We start from the raw sequence: 15737 nt of genomic DNA, 5'->3' as shown, positions 1-15737 counted from the left end.
AGCGCGCTGGCGGCGACGGTCACCGGCACGTCGGGCGGGCTGTACTTCACCGCGTTCTCGACGATGTTGGCCACGGCCCGCTCCAGGAGCCCTTTGTCGACCTCGACCATCGGCAGGCTCTCCGGGATGTCCAGCTCGGCGCTGCCGTCCGGGACACCGCCGAGGGCCATCGGCACCACCTCGTCCAGGTCGATGGCGCGGATGAGTGGGGTGACGGTCCCGGTCTGCAGGCGTGACATGTCGAGGAGGTTGCCCACCAGGTGGTCCAGGCGGTCCGACCCCTCCTCGATGCCGGCGAGCAGTTCCGCCCGGTCCGCCTCGGACCACTCGACGTCGTCGGAGCGCAGGGAGGAGACCGCCGCCTTGATGCCGGCGAGCGGGGTACGCAGGTCGTGGCTGACCGCGGCGAGCAGAGACGTCCGGATCTTGTTGCCCTCGGCGAGTTTGCGGGCCTCCTCGGCCTCTCCGACGAGCCGCTGCCGGTCCCGTACCACCGCGGCCTGCGCGGCGAAGGCGCCGAGCACGCGCCGGTCCTCGGCGGGCAGCGCGCGGCCGTTGAGGGCGAGCGCGAGGTGCTCCCCGACGGGCATGTCCACGTCGGCCTCTTCCGGCCGGGCCGCCGGACGCGTGCCCACGCTGCCCGCGGGCCGCCACGGCTCCACGTCGCTGTCGCGTTCCAGGAGGGCCACGGACTCCATGGAGAAGGTCTCCCTGACCCGTTCCAGGAGGGCGTCCAGGCTGGACTCCCCGCGCAGCACGCTTCCCGCGAGATAGGACAGCACCTCGGACTCCGCGCGCAGCCGGGCGGCCTGGTGGGTGCGCCGCGCGGCGAGGTCGACCACCGACGCGACCGCCATGGCCACGCCGAAGAACACCGCGATGGCGACGATGTTCTTGGGGTCGGCGATGGTCACCCGGTGCAGGGGCGGGGTGAAGAACCAGTTCAGCAGGAAGGAGCCGGCCGCGGCCGACACCAGCGAGGGCACCAGACCGCCGAGCAGGGCGGAGGCGACGGTGAGGGCGAGGAAGAGCAGCATGTCGTTGGCGAGACCGAGATCGGCGTCGACATGGGTCAGCAGCAGGGCGAGCAGGACGGGCCCGGCGACGCCGACGATCCAGCCCCAGATGATCCGGGAGCGGCCGAGGCGGGCGCTGCGGGCGTCGGGCAGGCCGCGGCCCTTGGCGACCTCTTCGTGGGTGACGATGTGGACGTCGAGGTCCGGCCCCGACTCGCGCGCGACGGTCTGGCCGACGCCGGGCCCGAAGACGTACTGCCAGGTCTTGCGCCGGCTGGAGCCGAGGACGATCTGGGTGGCGTTGACACCCCGCGCGAACTCGAGGAGCGCGGAGGGTATGTCGTCGCCTATGACGTGATGGAACGTTCCGCCGAGGTCCTCGACCAGGGTCCGCTGGAGCGCCAGCTCCTTCGGCGAGGCGGCGGTGAGTCCGTCGCTGCGGGCGATGTAGACGGCGAGGACCTGGCCGCCGGCGCCCTTCTCGGCGAGCCGGGTGGCGCGCCGGATGAGCGTGCGGCCCTCGGGGCCGCCGGTGAGGCCGACGACGATCCGTTCGCGGGCCTGCCAGGTGGAGCGGATGTTGTGCTCGCCGCGGTACCGCCGGAGGTACTCGTCGACCCGGTCGGCGGTCCACAGCAGGGCCAGCTCCCGCAGCGCGGTCAGATTGCCGGGGCGGAAGTAGTGGGACAGCGAGGCGTCGATCTTGTCGGGTTGGTAGATGTTGCCGTGCGCCATGCGCCGGCGCAGCGCCTCGGGCGACATGTCGACCAGTTCGATCTGGTCGGCGCGCCGGACCACCTCGTCGGGGACGGTCTCCCGTTGCCGGACGCCGGTGATCGACTCCACGACGTCCCCCAGCGACTCCAGGTGCTGGATGTTGACCGTCGAGACGACGTCGATGCCCGCGGCGAGCAGCTCCTCGACGTCCTGCCACCGCTTGCCGTTGCGGGAGCCGGGGACGTTGGTGTGGGCGAGCTCGTCGACCAGAGCGACGACGGGTCGCCTGGCCAGGACCGCGTCGACGTCCATCTCGGTGAAGGTCGTGTCCCGGTGGGCGAGGGACCGGCGCGGTACGTGTTCCAGGCCGTGCAGCAACGCCTCCGTACGCGGCCGTCCGTGGTGCTCGACGAAGGCGACGACACAGTCCGTGCCGCGCTCGACGCGCCGGTGCGCCTCGGACAGCATGGCGTACGTCTTGCCGACGCCCGGTGCCGCACCGAGATAGATCCGTAGCTTGCCGCGTCCCGCCATGGCACGACCATACGTCCAGCCAAACGGACATTCCGTACGGGTGTCAGGGCCCCCGTGCCGTATTGACGGGATTCTGATGCCCTCGTCGGCCGTGCCCGGCAGACGGGCTCAGTGCTCGGTGATCTCGCCGTCGCTCAGTTCGAGGACGTGGTCGGCGAGTCCGAGCAGCTGGGTGTCGTGGGTCGCCACCAGCGCCGTGACGCCCTCGCTCCGCACCACCGCCCGCAGCAGCTCCATCACCGCGAGGCCCGTCTCCGCGTCGAGCTGGCCGGTCGGCTCGTCGGCGATCAGCAGGGCGGGCCGGTTGGCGAGGGCGCGGGCGATGGCGACGCGCTGCTGCTGACCGCCGGAGAGCTCCCCGGGGCGCTGGGCGGCGTGGTCGGCGAGGCCGACCAGGGCGAGGAGGAGGGCGACCCGCTCCTCGCGCTCCACGGGGTCGGCCTTGCGCAGCCGCATGGGCACGCCGACGTTCTCGGCGGCGGTGAGGATCGGGATGAGCCCGAAGGACTGGAAGATGAAGCCGATGCGGTCCCGGCGCAGCTCCAGGAGCCCGCTCTCGCCGAGGTCGGCGAGATCGGTGCCGCCGACCGTGATCCGCCCGCCGTCCGGGGTGTCCAGACCGCCGACCAGATTGAGCAGGGTGGTCTTGCCCGAGCCCGAGCGCCCCTTGAGGGCGACGAGCTCGCCGCGCGGGATGTCGAAGGAGACCCCGCGCAGGGCGTGGACGGCCGCCGCGCCGGTACCGTACGAGCGGCGCAGGTCCCGGACGCTGACCATCGGGCCGTCGGCCGGGTCCTCGGCCACCGCCGTGCCGGACCGCGCGCTGCTCTCACTCATGCCTGGGCTCCCCCGCGTCGTCGAACGTGTGCGCCCGTCAGTATGGGCCGCCCCGGGGCCGCCGGACCAGGGTTGACCGGGTACGGCGGATCTCCGTGCGGCCGGGCGGGGCACCGCTCGCCCGGGCGGCTGTCGAGGGGCGGGCACGAGGACCGGCGGCGTACGCGACATCCGCGCGCGCCCGGCCCCCTGCGAAGGAAACGCCACACCACCGCCGGCACCCCCCGCTACGCGAACGGCCGGTGGGCCGTGCCCCGTACGTCGTGTACGGGGCACGGCCCACCGGCCAGCACCGCGAGCACCGTCCTGCGGACGGGGCTCGCGGGGTGTCGTCGGCCACGAGAGCCGACGGCTGTCGTCAGCGGACCTCGGTGATCTCCGGTCCGCGCTGGAGCTGGCCCATGCCACCGGAGAAGCGCGAGCCCTCCTGGTCGTCCGTCTGGACGCCCTCGGGCACCATCTGCGCGTCGTTCGGCAGCTTCAGCACGATCGGGTCGCGCGGAGCCATCGGCCCGTCGCCGCGGACGACGACGGTGTCCCGGACGATCTGCTCCAGGAGGCCGGCCGCCTCGGGCTGCACGGCGCCCTGCCCGGAGATCACTCCGCGCAGGAACCAGCGGGGGCCGTCGACGCCCACGAAGCGCACCAGCTGCACGCCGCCGGTGCCGTCCGGCAGCTGCACCGGGACCTGGGCTCGCAGCTCCCAGCCGAGGGGGCCCTCGACCTCGTCGATGACACCGCCCTGCTGGGTGATGCCGGAGGCGATCTCCTCGCGGACCTCGCCCCAGATGCCTTCCTTCTTCGGCGCGGCGAACGCCTGCAGCTGCACGGCGCTGTCACGCAGGACGACGGTGGCCGCGACGATCGCGTCGCCCGCCACCTCCACACGCAGCTCCATGCCCTCGACTCCGGGCACGAAGATGCCCCCGAGGTCCACCCGGCCGTCCTCCGGCTTGGAGACCTCGGAGATGTCCCACGGCCCGTCGGGCCGGGGAGCCGGCGGAAGATTCATGCGACGCGGCCGCCCGGCCGCGTCCGTGCCGTCACGGGTTTCGACCTCGTCGACGACCTGCTCGGCCTCGCCCGCTGCGTCCTCAGCGGAACCGCTCTTCTTGCGACGTCCGAACACGTCACTGTCCTTCCCGGTCGGATACGACCGAAGCGTATCGATTCCCACCCGTTGTGCCGTCCACGGCGGCATGACCGCCGGTGGACCCGAAGCCCCCCTCGGCCCGCGCAGAGCCGGGAAGCTCCGCGACCTCGTGGAAGCGCACCTTCTCGACCTGCTGGACGACAAGTTGGGCAATCCGGTCGAGCCGCTCGAACCGCACGCTCTCACGCGGGTCCAGATTGACCACGATCACCTTGATCTCTCCACGGTACCCGGCATCCACCGTCCCCGGGGCATTCACCAGGGCGATACCCAGCCGTGCGGCCAGACCGGAGCGCGGGTGCACGAAGGCGGCGTAGCCGTCGGGCAGCGCGATGGAGATCCCGGTGGGGAGCACGACCCGCTCCCCGGGGGGCAGGACGGCCGCCTCGGTGGTCACGAGATCCACTCCGGCGTCGCCGGGGTGGCCGTAGGCCGGGATCGGCACGTCCGGGTCCACGCGCCGGATGAGTACGTCGACAGGGTTACGCATCAGGGGTTCACCTCGAAGGCGCGGGCGCGCCGGACCTGGTCGGGGTCGGACATGGCCGCCCGGATCTCCTCCGGGCGTCCGTTGTCGATGAAGTGGTCGACCTTGACCTCTATGAAGAGGGCGTCGGCGCGGACCGCGACGGGGCCGTCGGGCCCGCCGATCCGGCCGGTGGCGGTCGAGTAGATCTTGCGCCCGTGCACGGCGGTGACCTCGGCCTCCAGGTGCAGCACCGTGCCGACCGGGACGGGCCGCGCGAAGTCGGTCTCCAGCCGGCCGGTGACGGCGATGACCCGGAGCAGCCAGTTCAGGGAGCCCAGGGTCTCGTCGAGCGCGGTGGCGAGGACGCCGCCGTGCGCCAGGCCGGGGGCGCCCTGGTGGTCGGGGGTCACGGTGAACTCCGCGGTGACGGTCACGCCGTCGCCGGCCCTGGCCGCGAGGTGGAGGCCGTGGGGCTGCCCGCCGCCGCACCCGAAGCAGTGCTCGTAGTGCGCGCCGAGCAGCTCGCCGGGGGCGGGCGCGTCGGGGTGGCGTACCGGCGGTATGGCGTCGGCCGGCGGGGTGAGGGCGGCAGATGTTGCAGTCACAGCCGCAGACCTTACCCGCGCGGATGGGGGCGGGTCGCGCCGTGCCAAGCTAGGACGTATGCAGCCTTCCGCACCGTCCTCCGCGCCGGGTTTCGACGAACGTCTGACCGCTCCCCGCTCCTGGTGGGTGATCGTGGCCCTGCTGGGTCTCTCCGGCGGTCTGGTGACCTTCCCCCTCGGCACGGTCGCGACGCTCGTCGGGCTGATCGCGGCGGCGGCGCTGGCCGCCGTGACGGTCTCCTCGTACGGCTCCGCCCGCATCCGGGTCGTGGCCGATTCGCTGGTCGCGGGCGACGCCCGCATCCCGGTGTCGGCGCTGGGCACGCCCGAGGCGCTGGACGCCGAGGAGGCGCGCGCGTGGCGGACGTTCAAGGCCGACCCCCGGGCCTTCATGCTGCTGCGCAGCTACGTCCCGGGCGCGGTCCGCGTCGAGGTCACCGACCCGGCGGACCCGACGCCGTACGTCTACGTCTCCACCCGTGACCCGCAGGGCCTGGTCGCCGCCCTGGAGGCGGTACGCGAGCGGATCGGCCGGCAGCAGGGCGCGGAGGCGGCGGGCGGCGAGGACGCGCCGGCCGGGGCGGCGCGGGGCACGGAGGCCTAGAAGCCGATCTCCTCGGGATTCTCGGGCTGCTCCAGCGGGGGCAGCGCGCCCAGGGCGTCCCAGGGGACCTGGCGGCGCTGGAGGTCCTTGCGGACGTGTGCGGCGAGCTTCTTGGTGTCGCGCCGGTTCATCACCGCGCCGACGGCCGCGCCCACCATGAACGGAGCCAGGTTGGGCAGATTGCGCACCATGCGCTTGGTGATCTGCTGGCGGAGTTCGCGCTTGAGCTGACCGCCGAGCGCGGCGTTGACGGTGGTGGGCTTGGTGGGGTCGATGCCGCGTTCCTCCGCCCAGGAGGTCAGATAGGCGGTCGACCGCTGCGTGAGGGTGCCGGGCGGTCGCAGCCCGTACACCTCGTGAAGCTCCGCGATGAGCTTCAGCTCGATCGCCGCGACTCCGGTGATCTCCGCGGCCAGCTCCGCCGGCATCGCGGGGGGTACGGGAAGCATGGCGGCGGCGCCGATGCCCGCGCCGACGGTCGAGCTGGCGTTGGCCGCGCCCGCGACGAGCTTGTCGGCGATCTGTTCGGGGCCGAGCCCCGGGAAGTGGCGGCGCAGGGTCGCCAGGTCCCGTACGGGTACGCGTGGAGCGATGTCGATGACCCGGTCGGCGAGGTAGCCGATCCCGGTCCTGGCGCTCTCGCCGCCGCGCTTCACGCCGCGTTTGACGGCGTCGATCCGCGCGCGGTCGAGTTTGATGCGGTCCAGCTGGACGCGCGCCGGATTGGCCACGCGTTTGACGGCGTCGAGACGCCTTCGGCGCGGCTCCTCCCGCTCCACCGGCACCGGGGCAGCTTCGAGCGAGGCCTGGGGGCCTCGCTCGTCGTCACGTGCGCCGAGGGAGGGCAGGAGGGCGGTGTTCTCGGCGTCGGGTGCGTGCTGGGCACCCTCCGCCCGGCGTGAGCCGCCCTGATCCGCCTCCGGCTTCCCATGAAGCCGGAAGCGTCGCTTCCGGGACGGTGTGTCGCCTGCCACGGCCGGCCGATCTCAGTCGCAGTCGCGGCAGATCGGCTGGCCGTTCTTCTCTCGAGCCAGCTGGCTGCGGTGGTGCACGAGGAAGCAGCTCATGCAGGTGAACTCGTCGGCCTGCTTGGGCAGGACCCGGACGGCGAGCTCCTCGTTCGAGAGGTCCGCGCCGGGCAGTTCCAGGCCTTCGGCGGCCTCGAACTCGTCGACGTCGACCGTCGAGGTCGACTTGTCGTTCCGGCGGGCCTTCAGTTCCTCAAGGCTGTCCGAATCGACGTCGTCGTCGGTCTTGCGTGGGGTGTCGTAATCCGTTGCCATGTCGCTCTCCCCCTCTGGGTGGTTGCGGTGTCTCCAGCGCACGTAACGCGTGAGAGGCCGGACTTGTGCCCGACCCGAGGCGGAGATTTTGCCTCACATCAAGGTCTGTTACTCAATCGACACCCAATCCGCTCTCTCACGAGTGATCGGGTTTGGGTGGCGAACGGGACCGTACACGGTCCACCTGCCGTCCTTCACGGGCGCCACCCCGTGTACTTCCCGTCATCGATGACCCCGGAAACCCGGACTTTTCCCGGTTTTCCGAGGGAATTCCCGATCACGGAGAGTGGAGGGACGGCTGTACGTTCCTGTGATCGATCACACAGGGGCGTCTCACGGCCGGGCTCCGAGAATTCCGCGCACAGCGAACGAAGCGGCGGGTACACGAAGTGTGTCAGATCGGGAGAGTGACGCGCATCACGAGACCACCGCCTTCACGAGGCTCCGCGATGATACGGCCGCCGTGGGCCCGCGCGACCGACCGGGCGATCGACAGGCCGAGGCCGACTCCCTTGTCGCTTCCCGTCCGCTCCTGCCGGAGGCGCCGGAAGGGCTCGAAAAGATTGTCGATCTCGTACGCGGGAACGACCGGCCCCGTGTTCGAGACCACCAGGACCGCCTGACCGTGCTGGGTCTCGGTGGTGACCTCCACCCAGCCGTCCTGTGGCACGTTGTACCGGACGGCGTTCTGGACGAGGTTCAGCGCGATCCGCTCCAGCAGGACGCCGTTGCCCTGCACGACGGCCGCCGCACGCTCGCCGCGGAACTCCACGCCCTTGGCCTCGGCCTCCGCGTGCACCTGGTCGACGGCGCGCGACGCGACCTCGGCCAGGTCGACGGGCTTGCGCTCGATGATCTGGTTGTCGCTGCGGGCGAGCAGCAGCAGGCCCTCGACCAGCTGCTCGCTGCGCTCGTTGGTGGCGAGCAGGGTCTTGCCGAGCTGCTGGAGCTCCACAGGGGCACCGGGGTCTGAGAGGTGGACCTCCAGGAGGGTGCGGTTGATCGCCAGCGGCGTGCGCAGCTCGTGCGAGGCGTTCGCCACGAACCGCTGCTGGGCGGTGAAGGCCCGCTCCAGGCGTTCCAGCATCTCGTCGAAGGTGTCGGCCAGCTCCTTCAGCTCGTCGTCGGGACCGTCCAGCTCGATCCGCCGGGCCAGGTCCGATCCGGCGACCTGGCGGGCCGTCCGGGTGATCCGGCCGAGCGGCGACAGGACGCGGCCCGCCATGGCGTAGCCGAAGGCGAAGGCGATGATGCTCAGGCCGAGGAGGGCGAAGAGAGAGCGGCGCAGGAGGTCGTCCAGGGCGTGCTGGCGCTGTTCGTTGACGCAGGAGTTCATCGCCGCGTTGAACTCGGTGGCCGGGGCGTCGTTCGGGAAGTTGCAGACCTCGCTGGTGACCTTGCCCTGCACGATCTTGAACGGCAGCTCGCTGCCGATGTGCAGCGCCTGCGCGGCAAGGAGGTAGATGATCGACAGCAGCAGGATGCCGGCGATCAGGAACATCCCGCCGTACAGCAGCGTGAGCCTTATCCGGATGGTCGGACGCAGCAGGGGCCTGACGGGGTCCCGGGGGTCCCAGGTCGGCTTCGGGGGCGCCTGAGGCGGCGCCGGGGTCGCGGCCACGGGGTCAGATCCGGTATCCGGAGCCGGGGACCGTGACGATGACCGGCGGTTCGCCGAGCTTGCGGCGCAGGGTCATCACCGTCACCCGTACGACGTTGGTGAACGGGTCGGTGTTCTCGTCCCACGCCTTCTCCAGGAGCTGCTCGGCCGAGACGACCGCGCCCTCGCTGCGCATGAGGACCTCCAGGACGGCGAACTCCTTGGGTGCGAGCTGGACCTCCTTGCCGTCGCGGAAGACCTCGCGGCGGTTCGGGTCGAGCTTGATGCCCGCGCGCTCCAGGACGGGCGGGAGCGGGACGGTCGTGCGCCGGCCGAGGGCCCGGACCCGCGCGGTCAGCTCGGTGAAGGCGAAGGGCTTGGGGAGGTAGTCGTCGGCCCCCAGCTCCAGGCCCTCGACACGGTCGCTGACGTCGCCGGAGGCGGTGAGCATCAGGACCCGGGTGGGCATGCCGAGCTCGACGATCTTCCGGCAGACGTCGTCCCCGTGGACGAGCGGGAGGTCGCGGTCGAGGACGACCACGTCGTAGTCGTTCACCCCGACGCGCTCCAGGGCGGCGGCGCCGTCGTACACGACGTCGACGGCCATGGCCTCCCGGCGCAGTCCGGTGGCCACCGCATCGGCGAGCAGCTGCTCGTCCTCGACGACGAGTACGCGCACGTCGCATTCCTTCCTGCCGGCCCTGGTCCGCGACGCGGGCAGAGCGGTTCATGAGCGTGGGCTGTGGGTGTCCATCCTGCCCCGGACGCGCGTAAACCGGCTGTAAGGCGGCGTACGGCCGGGATCCGGCGACGCCTGGGCGGGGGCCGGGCGGCGCCCGGCGGCGGGTGAAGGCCGGCCCGCGTGGCGCGGAGGGGTGCGAGGCGCGGAGGGGGCGGGCACGCGGGGGCGCGGAGAGGGCGGGCGCGAGGCGCGCCGAGAATTCACCTGAATCACGGGCCAGTTGAGGTTTCTGTGAGGACCGGCGTGGGGAGGACGTCTGCACACCCCGCGATCACGCCCTGTATGTGGCACGCCACAGGCCGCTCTGTCCCCCAGAGGTGGCAGCGTGTGATCGACCCACCCTCGGCACACCCCCGTGCCACCGACCCATGACGAGGGGGCGCACGATGGACGCTTTCACCGCAGGACTGCTGCAGCGCATCAGGACGGCGCAGACCGACCTCACACGGGCTCGCGAGACGGGCGACGACTTCCTCGCGGACGTCGAGCAGGCTGAGCTCGAAGACCTGCACCGTCTGGCCGCCGAACACGGCGTGGAGGTCGGCGCCGCCAGCGTCTGACCCCGGCAGTGGCCTGAACCCCAGGGCGCGAAGGGGCCCCGGTGTCGCCGACACCGGGGCCCCTTCGCGTGTGGCACCGTCCGGGTTCAGTCGTGCCAGGCCCCGAACTCCTCCAGAAGCCCCTGGAGGGGCTGGAAGACACCGGGTGAGGCCGCGATCGCCAGAGCGCCCGACGCGGCCTCACCGGGGCGTCCACCGGTCACCGCGCCCGCTTCCCGGGCGATGAGGTCCCCCGCCGCGAGGTCCCACGGGTTCAGCCCGCGCTCGTAGTAGGCGTCGAGGCGGCCCGCGGCCACGTCGCAGAGGTCGATCGCGGCGGAGCCGCCCCGGCGGATGTCGCGCACGCGCGGGATGAGGCGCTGGGCGACGTCGGCCTGGTGCGAGCGGACCGCCTGGACGTAGGCGAAGCCGGTGGACACCAGGGCCTGGTCCAGCGGGGCGGCGGGGCGGCAGGAGAGCCGGCGCTCGCCGACGTCCGGACCCGTGACGTGGGCGCCGCCGCCGAGGACCGCCCGGTACGTCTCGCGGCGCATCGGGGCCGCGACGACGCCGACGACGGTCTCGCCGTCCCGCTCGGCGGCGATGGAGACGGACCAGGTCGGCAGGCCGTAGAGATAGTTCACGGTGCCGTCCAGCGGGTCGATCACCCAGCGGACGCCGCTGGAGCCCGGGCTCGCGGCGCCCTCCTCGCCGAGGAAGCCGTCGCCCGGGCGGTGCTCGGCCAGGAAGCCGGTGATCAGCTTCTCGGCGGCGATGTCCATCTCGGTGACCACGTCGATCGGGCTGGACTTGGTCCTGGCCACGGCCAGGTCGTCCGGCCGGCCGTCCCGCAGCAGCGCGCCGGCCCGCCGCGCCGCCTCCAGGGCGAGGTCGAGCAGTTCGGTCCGCAGGGGGTCGGTCACAGGCTGGGTCACAAGAACTCCTTACGCGTACGGGCTGTCGGCACCGGCCGCCGCCGGCCGCTCCGCGCGCGCGGGGCAGCAGCCGATCGGGCAGAGGTCGTGGGACGGGCCGAGGGCCCCCAGGGCACAGCGCTCGGCCCGGACACCGCGCTCGCGCGCCGCGCGCTCCAGGACGAGGTCGCGGACGGCCGCGGCGAACCGGGGGTCCGCCCCGACGGTCGCGGAGCGCCGCACCGGGAGCCCCAGCTCGGCGGCCTTGGCGGTGGCCTCGGTGTCGAGGTCGTACAGGACTTCCATGTGGTCCGAGACGAAGCCGATCGGGACCATCACGGCCGCCGGGACACCGAAGCCGTGCAGTTCCTCCAGGTGGTCGCAGATGTCGGGCTCCAGCCAGGGGATGTGCGGGGCGCCGCTGCGGGACTGGTAGACGAGCCGCCAGGGGTACGCGACGCCGGTCTCCTCCCGGACGGCCTCGACGATCACCCGGGCCACGTCGAGGTGCTGGCGCACATAGGCCCCGCCCTCGCCGTGCTCGCCGGCCGGACCGGAGGTGTCCGCGGCCGACTCCGGGATGGAGTGCGTGGTGAAGGCGAGGTGCGCGCCGGCGCGTACGGACTCGTCGAGCTCGCCCAGGGAGGCGAGCACGCCCTCGACCATCGGGCCGATGAAGCCGGGATGGTTGAAGTAGTGCCGGAGCTTGTCGACGCGGGGCAGCGGCAGTCCTTCCGCCTCCAGCGTGGCGAGCGCGTCGGCGAGGTTCTCGCGGTACTGCCGGCAGCCGGAGTAGGAGGCGTAAGCACTGGTGGCGAGGACGGCGATGTGGCGCCGGCCGTCGGTGATCATCTCCCGCAGGGTGTCGGTGAGGTACGGCGCCCAGTTCCGGTTGCCCCAGTAGACCGGCAGGTCGAGGCCGGCGCGGCCGAAGTCGGTCCGCAGGGCGTCGAGCAGGGCGCGGTTCTGGTCGTTGATCGGGCTGACGCCGCCGAAGAGGAAGTAGTGCTGCCCCACCTCCTTCAGCCGTTCCTTCGGGATGCCTCGGCCGCGGGTCACGTTCTCCAGGAAGGGGACCACGTCGTCCGGCCCCTCGGGGCCGCCGAAGGAGAGCAGCAGCAGGGCGTCGTACGGGGCGGGATCGTGCTGATCGGACATGGCACCGATCCTCCCATCCGCCGCTGACAGCAGGCGGCGCGGCCCGGCCGAAAAAGATGGCTGCCCGAACCAGTTCAACACCGTAGGCTTTAGCTATTAATTACACGTGTTGGACGACGCGTACCGAGCCGATGCCGGAGATCCCCTTGCCCAGTCCCTATCGCGCGATCTTCGCGGCACCCGGCACCAAGGCGTTCTCGGTCGCCGGTTTCCTCGGCCGGATGCCGCTGTCCATGATGGGTATCGGCGTGGTCACCATGATCTCCCAGGTCACCGGGAGGTACGGCCTGGCCGGCGCGCTCTCGGCGACGCTCGCGATGTCCGCCGCGGTGATGGGCCCGCAGGTCTCGCGGCTGGTGGACCGGCACGGCCAGCGCCGGGTCCTGCGCCCGGCGACCCTCCTGTCGCTGGCAGCCTGCGCCGGCCTCCTGCTCTGCGTCCAGCAGCAGGCCCCGGACTGGACGCTCTTCGCCTTCACCGCGCTCGTCGGCTGCGTGCCCAGCGTCGGCGCCATGACCCGGGCCCGGTGGGCGGAGATCTACCGCGGCTCGGCCCGGGAGCTGCACACCGCGTACTCCTGGGAGTCGATCGTCGACGAGGTGTGCTTCATCTTCGGCCCGATCATCTCCATCGGCCTGTCGACCATCTGGTTCCCCGAGGCCGGTCCGCTGTTCGCCGCCGCCTTCCTCGCGGTCGGCGTCTTCTGGCTGACCGCGCAGCACGCCACCGAGCCCCGGCCGCACCCTCGCGAGGAGCACGGCAGCGGCTCCGCCCTGCGCTCCCCCGGTCTGCAGATCCTGGCGCTCGCCTTCGTCGCCACCGGCGCGATCTTCGGTTCCGTCGACGTGGTGACGGTGGCCTTCGCCGAGGAGCAGGGCCACAAGGCCGCCGCCAGCCTCGTCCTCGCCGTGTACGCCCTCGGTTCGTGCCTGGCGGGCGCGGTCTTCGGACTGCTCCACCTCAAGGGCGAGCCGTCCCGCAGATGGCTGCTGGGCGTCTGCGCGATGGCCGTGAGTATGATCCCCCTCCTACTGGCCGGGAACCTGCCGTTGCTGGCCGTGGCGCTCTTTGTCGCGGGCCTGTCCATCGCACCGACGATGGTGACCACCATGGCCCTCGTCGAAGCGCACGTACCGCGCACCAAACTGACCGAGGGCATGACCTGGACAGGGACCGGGCTCGCGATCGGTGTGGCGCTCGGCTCCTCGGCCGCCGGCTGGGTGGTCGACGTGTCGGGGGCGGAGGCGGCGTACGTGGTGCCCGTGGTCTCGGGCGCGCTCGCGGTCGTGGTGGGTCTCCTGGGGTACCGCCGGCTGCGCAGGCCGGTGCCGACTGGGGAGGGGCAGCGTGAGCGGGACGATGAGGGCGAGCACCAGGACGGCGATCACCGGGACGGCGAGCGGTCCGTGGCGTAACTGGGCGGGGAACGTCACCTCCCGGCCCGTACGGGAGGTGAGCCCCGCCTCGGCCGAGGAGCTCGCCGACGCCGTCCGGAAGGCGGCCGCCGACGGGCTGCGGGTGAAGACGGTCGGCACCGGGCACTCCTTCACCGCGATCGCGGCGACCGACGGCCTGCTGGTGCGGCCCCATCTCCTGGCCGGCATCCGGCGGATCGACCGCGAGGCGATGACCGTCACCGTGGAGTCGGGCACTCCGCTCAAGCGGCTCAACGTCGCCCTGGCCCGCGAGGGTCTGTCGCTCACGAACATGGGCGACATCATGGAGCAGACGGTCGCCGGGGCGACCTCCACCGGTACGCACGGCACCGGCCGCGACTCGGCCTCCATCGCCGCGCAGATCCGGGAGCTGGAACTGGTCACCGCCGACGGGCGGCTGATGACCTGCTCCGAGAAGGAGAACCCCGAGGTCTTCGCGGCCGCCCGGCTCGGGCTCGGCGCGCTCGGCGTGATCACGGCGATCACCTTCGCGGTGGAGCCGGTCTTCCTGCTCACCGCGCGCGAGGAGCCGATGAGCTTCGACCGGGTCACCTCGGAGTTCGACGCGCTGCACGCCGAGAACGAGCACTTCGAGTTCTACTGGTTCCCGCACACCGAGAACTGCAACACCAAGCGCAACAACCGCAGTGCCGGCCCCGCCGCCCCGCCCGGGAGGATCGGCGGCTGGGTCGAGGACGAGCTGCTGTCCAACGGCGTCTTCCAACTGGCGTGCTCCCTGGGCCGCGCGGTGCCCCCGGTCATCCCGTCGCTGGCCAAGGTCTCCAGCCGTGCGCTGTCGGCCCGTACGTACACCGACATCCCGTACAAGGTCTTCACCTCCCCGCGCCGGGTGCGCTTCCTGGAGATGGAGTACGCCCTGCCGCGCGAGGCGGGGGTCGCCGCGCTGCGCGAGCTGAAGGCGATGGTCGAACGCTCACCGCTGAAGGTGAGCTTCCCGGTGGAGGTCCGGACGGCTCCCGCCGACGACATCACGCTCTCCACAGCCTCGGGCCGGGAGACGGTCTACATCGCGGCCCACCTCTACAAGGGGACGCCCCACCGCGGTTACTTCACCGCGGTGGAGCGCATCATGACGGCGCACGGCGGGCGGCCGCACTGGGGCAAGGTGCACACCCGGGACGCCGCCTACCTCGCCGATGCCTACCCGCGCTTCGCGGAGTTCACGGCGCTGCGCGACCGGCTGGACCCGGACCGGCTCTTCGCCAACGACTACCTGCGGCGGGTCCTGGGCGACTGAGGTCACCCGGCCGGCGGGGAGCCGGGGGACGGGCTTCCCGTCGGGTCCGGGGCGGGCGTGTCCGTGGAGGGTGCCGGGGTGGGCGCCGGGTCACCGCCGGTCGAGGGCGAGGGGGTCGGATCCGGACCGGGGGTGCTCGCCCCGGCGTTCGGGGACGCGCCGCCTCCGCCGCTCTCCCCTCGGCCCTGGCCCTTGCCGGGGTCCGGACTCGGGTCCTGGCTCCGCCGGTGGTCCCGCTCCTGTCCGGTCCCGGGCCGGGAGGTGGAGGGAGCGTCGGTGGACGGACCCGACGGGACCGAGTCCTGGCCGCCCCGCACGACCGAGCCGAAGGTGGTTCTTCCCTGGGTGCCGCCGAAGTCCTGATCGGAGATCAGTTCGTAGGCGGTGATGCCTCCCATGGAGACGAGGAAGACCAGGGCCGCAGCGATGGCGGAGCGCTTCCACCCGCGGACACGGGTGCCGTGGGTCGTCGCCTCGCCGAACTCCTCGCGGAACCCGCCGCGGGGGTGCGCACCGGTCTCGTCCGGCGGCTCGGGCGTGACGACGGTGGCGGGGAGGTGGCCGCGGTCGGCCTGGACGGTCGCCACCCGTATCTGTTCGCCCGTCCGCTTGAAGAGGTGCTGGAAGAGGGAACCGCCGCAGGTCGCGATGACGCTGATCACACCGGCGCCCAGGATCGTCCCGTACACACCGAGGGTGGAGGCGAGTTTGGCCGCCACGACGGCGGCGATCGCGCTGCCCGAGACCTGAGCCACGCTCAGGTCGAGCCTCTTCTTCTCCTGATCCATACCCGCCCTTGCCTGCTCGGCTGTTCAACGATGCACCCAGAAAGGACAAATGGGCGAAGTGAATAGTTCCGTTTCTGGGTTTTC

General features: G+C 72.1%; 16 protein-coding genes. 4 read left to right on the top strand and 12 right to left on the bottom strand.

The window, feature by feature from the left end:
• The 5 genes from AB0K65_RS03495 to AB0K65_RS03475 all read right to left on the bottom strand — a co-directional run.
• Positions 1 to 2267, bottom strand: a 2267-nt coding sequence (locus tag AB0K65_RS03495) for a DUF4118 domain-containing protein (protein ID WP_365713887.1), incomplete at its 3' end; no start/stop codon positions are given.
• 108 nt (positions 2268 to 2375) lie between these two features.
• A complete protein-coding gene (locus AB0K65_RS03490) occupies positions 2376 to 3104 on the bottom strand; it encodes an ABC transporter ATP-binding protein (protein WP_365713885.1) in 729 nt (242 codons plus the stop codon).
• 358 nt (positions 3105 to 3462) lie between these two features.
• Positions 3463 to 4233, bottom strand: a complete 771-nt coding sequence (locus AB0K65_RS03485; protein WP_365713883.1) for a DUF3710 domain-containing protein — start codon at positions 4231 to 4233, stop codon at positions 3463 to 3465.
• Position 4234: 1 nt separating this feature from the next.
• Complete coding sequence (dut, locus tag AB0K65_RS03480; RefSeq protein WP_365713881.1) at positions 4235 to 4747, bottom strand: dUTP diphosphatase; 513 nt, start codon at positions 4745 to 4747, stop codon at positions 4235 to 4237.
• Entirely contained in the window at positions 4747 to 5331 is a 585-nt protein-coding gene (locus tag AB0K65_RS03475) for a PaaI family thioesterase (RefSeq protein ID WP_365713879.1), read from the bottom strand. The genes dut and AB0K65_RS03475 overlap by 1 nt, the downstream gene beginning before the upstream one ends.
• Before the next feature lie 58 nt (positions 5332 to 5389).
• Between AB0K65_RS03475 and AB0K65_RS03470 the strand changes: the two genes are divergently transcribed.
• Entirely contained in the window at positions 5390 to 5935 is a 546-nt protein-coding gene (locus tag AB0K65_RS03470) for a DUF3093 domain-containing protein (protein WP_365713877.1), read from the top strand.
• On the opposite strand, the gene AB0K65_RS03465 is transcribed toward AB0K65_RS03470, so the two are convergent.
• The 4 genes from AB0K65_RS03465 to AB0K65_RS03450 form a co-directional block, all read right to left on the bottom strand.
• On the bottom strand, positions 5932 to 6909 hold the full coding sequence (locus AB0K65_RS03465) for a hypothetical protein (RefSeq protein ID WP_365713876.1): 978 nt from the start codon (positions 6907 to 6909) through the stop codon (positions 5932 to 5934). The genes AB0K65_RS03470 and AB0K65_RS03465 overlap by 4 nt on opposite strands.
• Before the next feature lie 12 nt (positions 6910 to 6921).
• On the bottom strand, positions 6922 to 7218 hold the full coding sequence (locus AB0K65_RS03460) for a DUF4193 domain-containing protein (RefSeq protein WP_003955561.1): 297 nt from the start codon (positions 7216 to 7218) through the stop codon (positions 6922 to 6924).
• A 394-nt stretch (positions 7219 to 7612) separates the two neighbouring features.
• Positions 7613 to 8839, bottom strand: coding sequence for an ATP-binding protein (locus tag AB0K65_RS03455; protein ID WP_365713873.1), 1227 nt, complete (start codon positions 8837 to 8839; stop codon positions 7613 to 7615).
• Positions 8840 to 8843: 4 nt separating this feature from the next.
• Positions 8844 to 9497 (bottom strand): response regulator transcription factor, encoded by a 654-nt coding sequence (locus AB0K65_RS03450; protein ID WP_158991339.1) that lies wholly within the window; start codon positions 9495 to 9497, stop codon positions 8844 to 8846.
• Between the two features lie 449 nt (positions 9498 to 9946).
• On the opposite strand from AB0K65_RS03450, the gene AB0K65_RS03445 reads away from it, so the two are divergent.
• Positions 9947 to 10120: a hypothetical protein gene (locus AB0K65_RS03445; protein WP_365713871.1), complete on the top strand. Its 174-nt coding sequence runs from the start codon at positions 9947 to 9949 to the stop codon at positions 10118 to 10120.
• Positions 10121 to 10206: 86 nt separating this feature from the next.
• Here AB0K65_RS03445 and AB0K65_RS03440 read toward each other — a convergent pair whose 3' ends face one another.
• Complete coding sequence (locus AB0K65_RS03440; protein WP_365714231.1) at positions 10207 to 11022, bottom strand: inositol monophosphatase family protein; 816 nt, start codon at positions 11020 to 11022, stop codon at positions 10207 to 10209.
• A 21-nt stretch (positions 11023 to 11043) separates the two neighbouring features.
• On the bottom strand, positions 11044 to 12171 hold the full coding sequence (locus tag AB0K65_RS03435; RefSeq protein WP_365713869.1) for a ferrochelatase: 1128 nt from the start codon (positions 12169 to 12171) through the stop codon (positions 11044 to 11046).
• 146 nt (positions 12172 to 12317) lie between these two features.
• Here AB0K65_RS03435 and AB0K65_RS03430 point away from each other — a divergent pair, with 146 nt between their 5' ends.
• The gene (locus AB0K65_RS03430; RefSeq protein WP_365713867.1) at positions 12318 to 13586 is read left to right on the top strand and encodes an MFS transporter; all 1269 of its coding nucleotides are present in this window, start codon (positions 12318 to 12320) and stop codon (positions 13584 to 13586) included.
• Positions 13531 to 14865: a D-arabinono-1,4-lactone oxidase gene (locus AB0K65_RS03425; protein ID WP_365714230.1), complete on the top strand. Its 1335-nt coding sequence runs from the start codon at positions 13531 to 13533 to the stop codon at positions 14863 to 14865. Before AB0K65_RS03430 ends, AB0K65_RS03425 begins: the two co-directional genes overlap by 56 nt.
• Before the next feature lie 2 nt (positions 14866 to 14867).
• On the opposite strand, the gene AB0K65_RS03420 is transcribed toward AB0K65_RS03425, so the two are convergent.
• Positions 14868 to 15653, bottom strand: a complete 786-nt coding sequence (locus AB0K65_RS03420; RefSeq protein WP_365713865.1) for a hypothetical protein — start codon at positions 15651 to 15653, stop codon at positions 14868 to 14870.
• Positions 15654 to 15737: the final 84 nt, after the last annotated feature.

Origin of the sequence: Streptomyces sp. NPDC053755, assembly GCF_040677675.1 — a bacterium.
Classification (GTDB): Bacteria; Actinomycetota; Actinomycetes; order Streptomycetales; family Streptomycetaceae; genus Streptomyces.
Note: the sequence above shows the minus strand (reverse complement) of the source record. Positions and strands in the feature narration are given on the sequence as shown.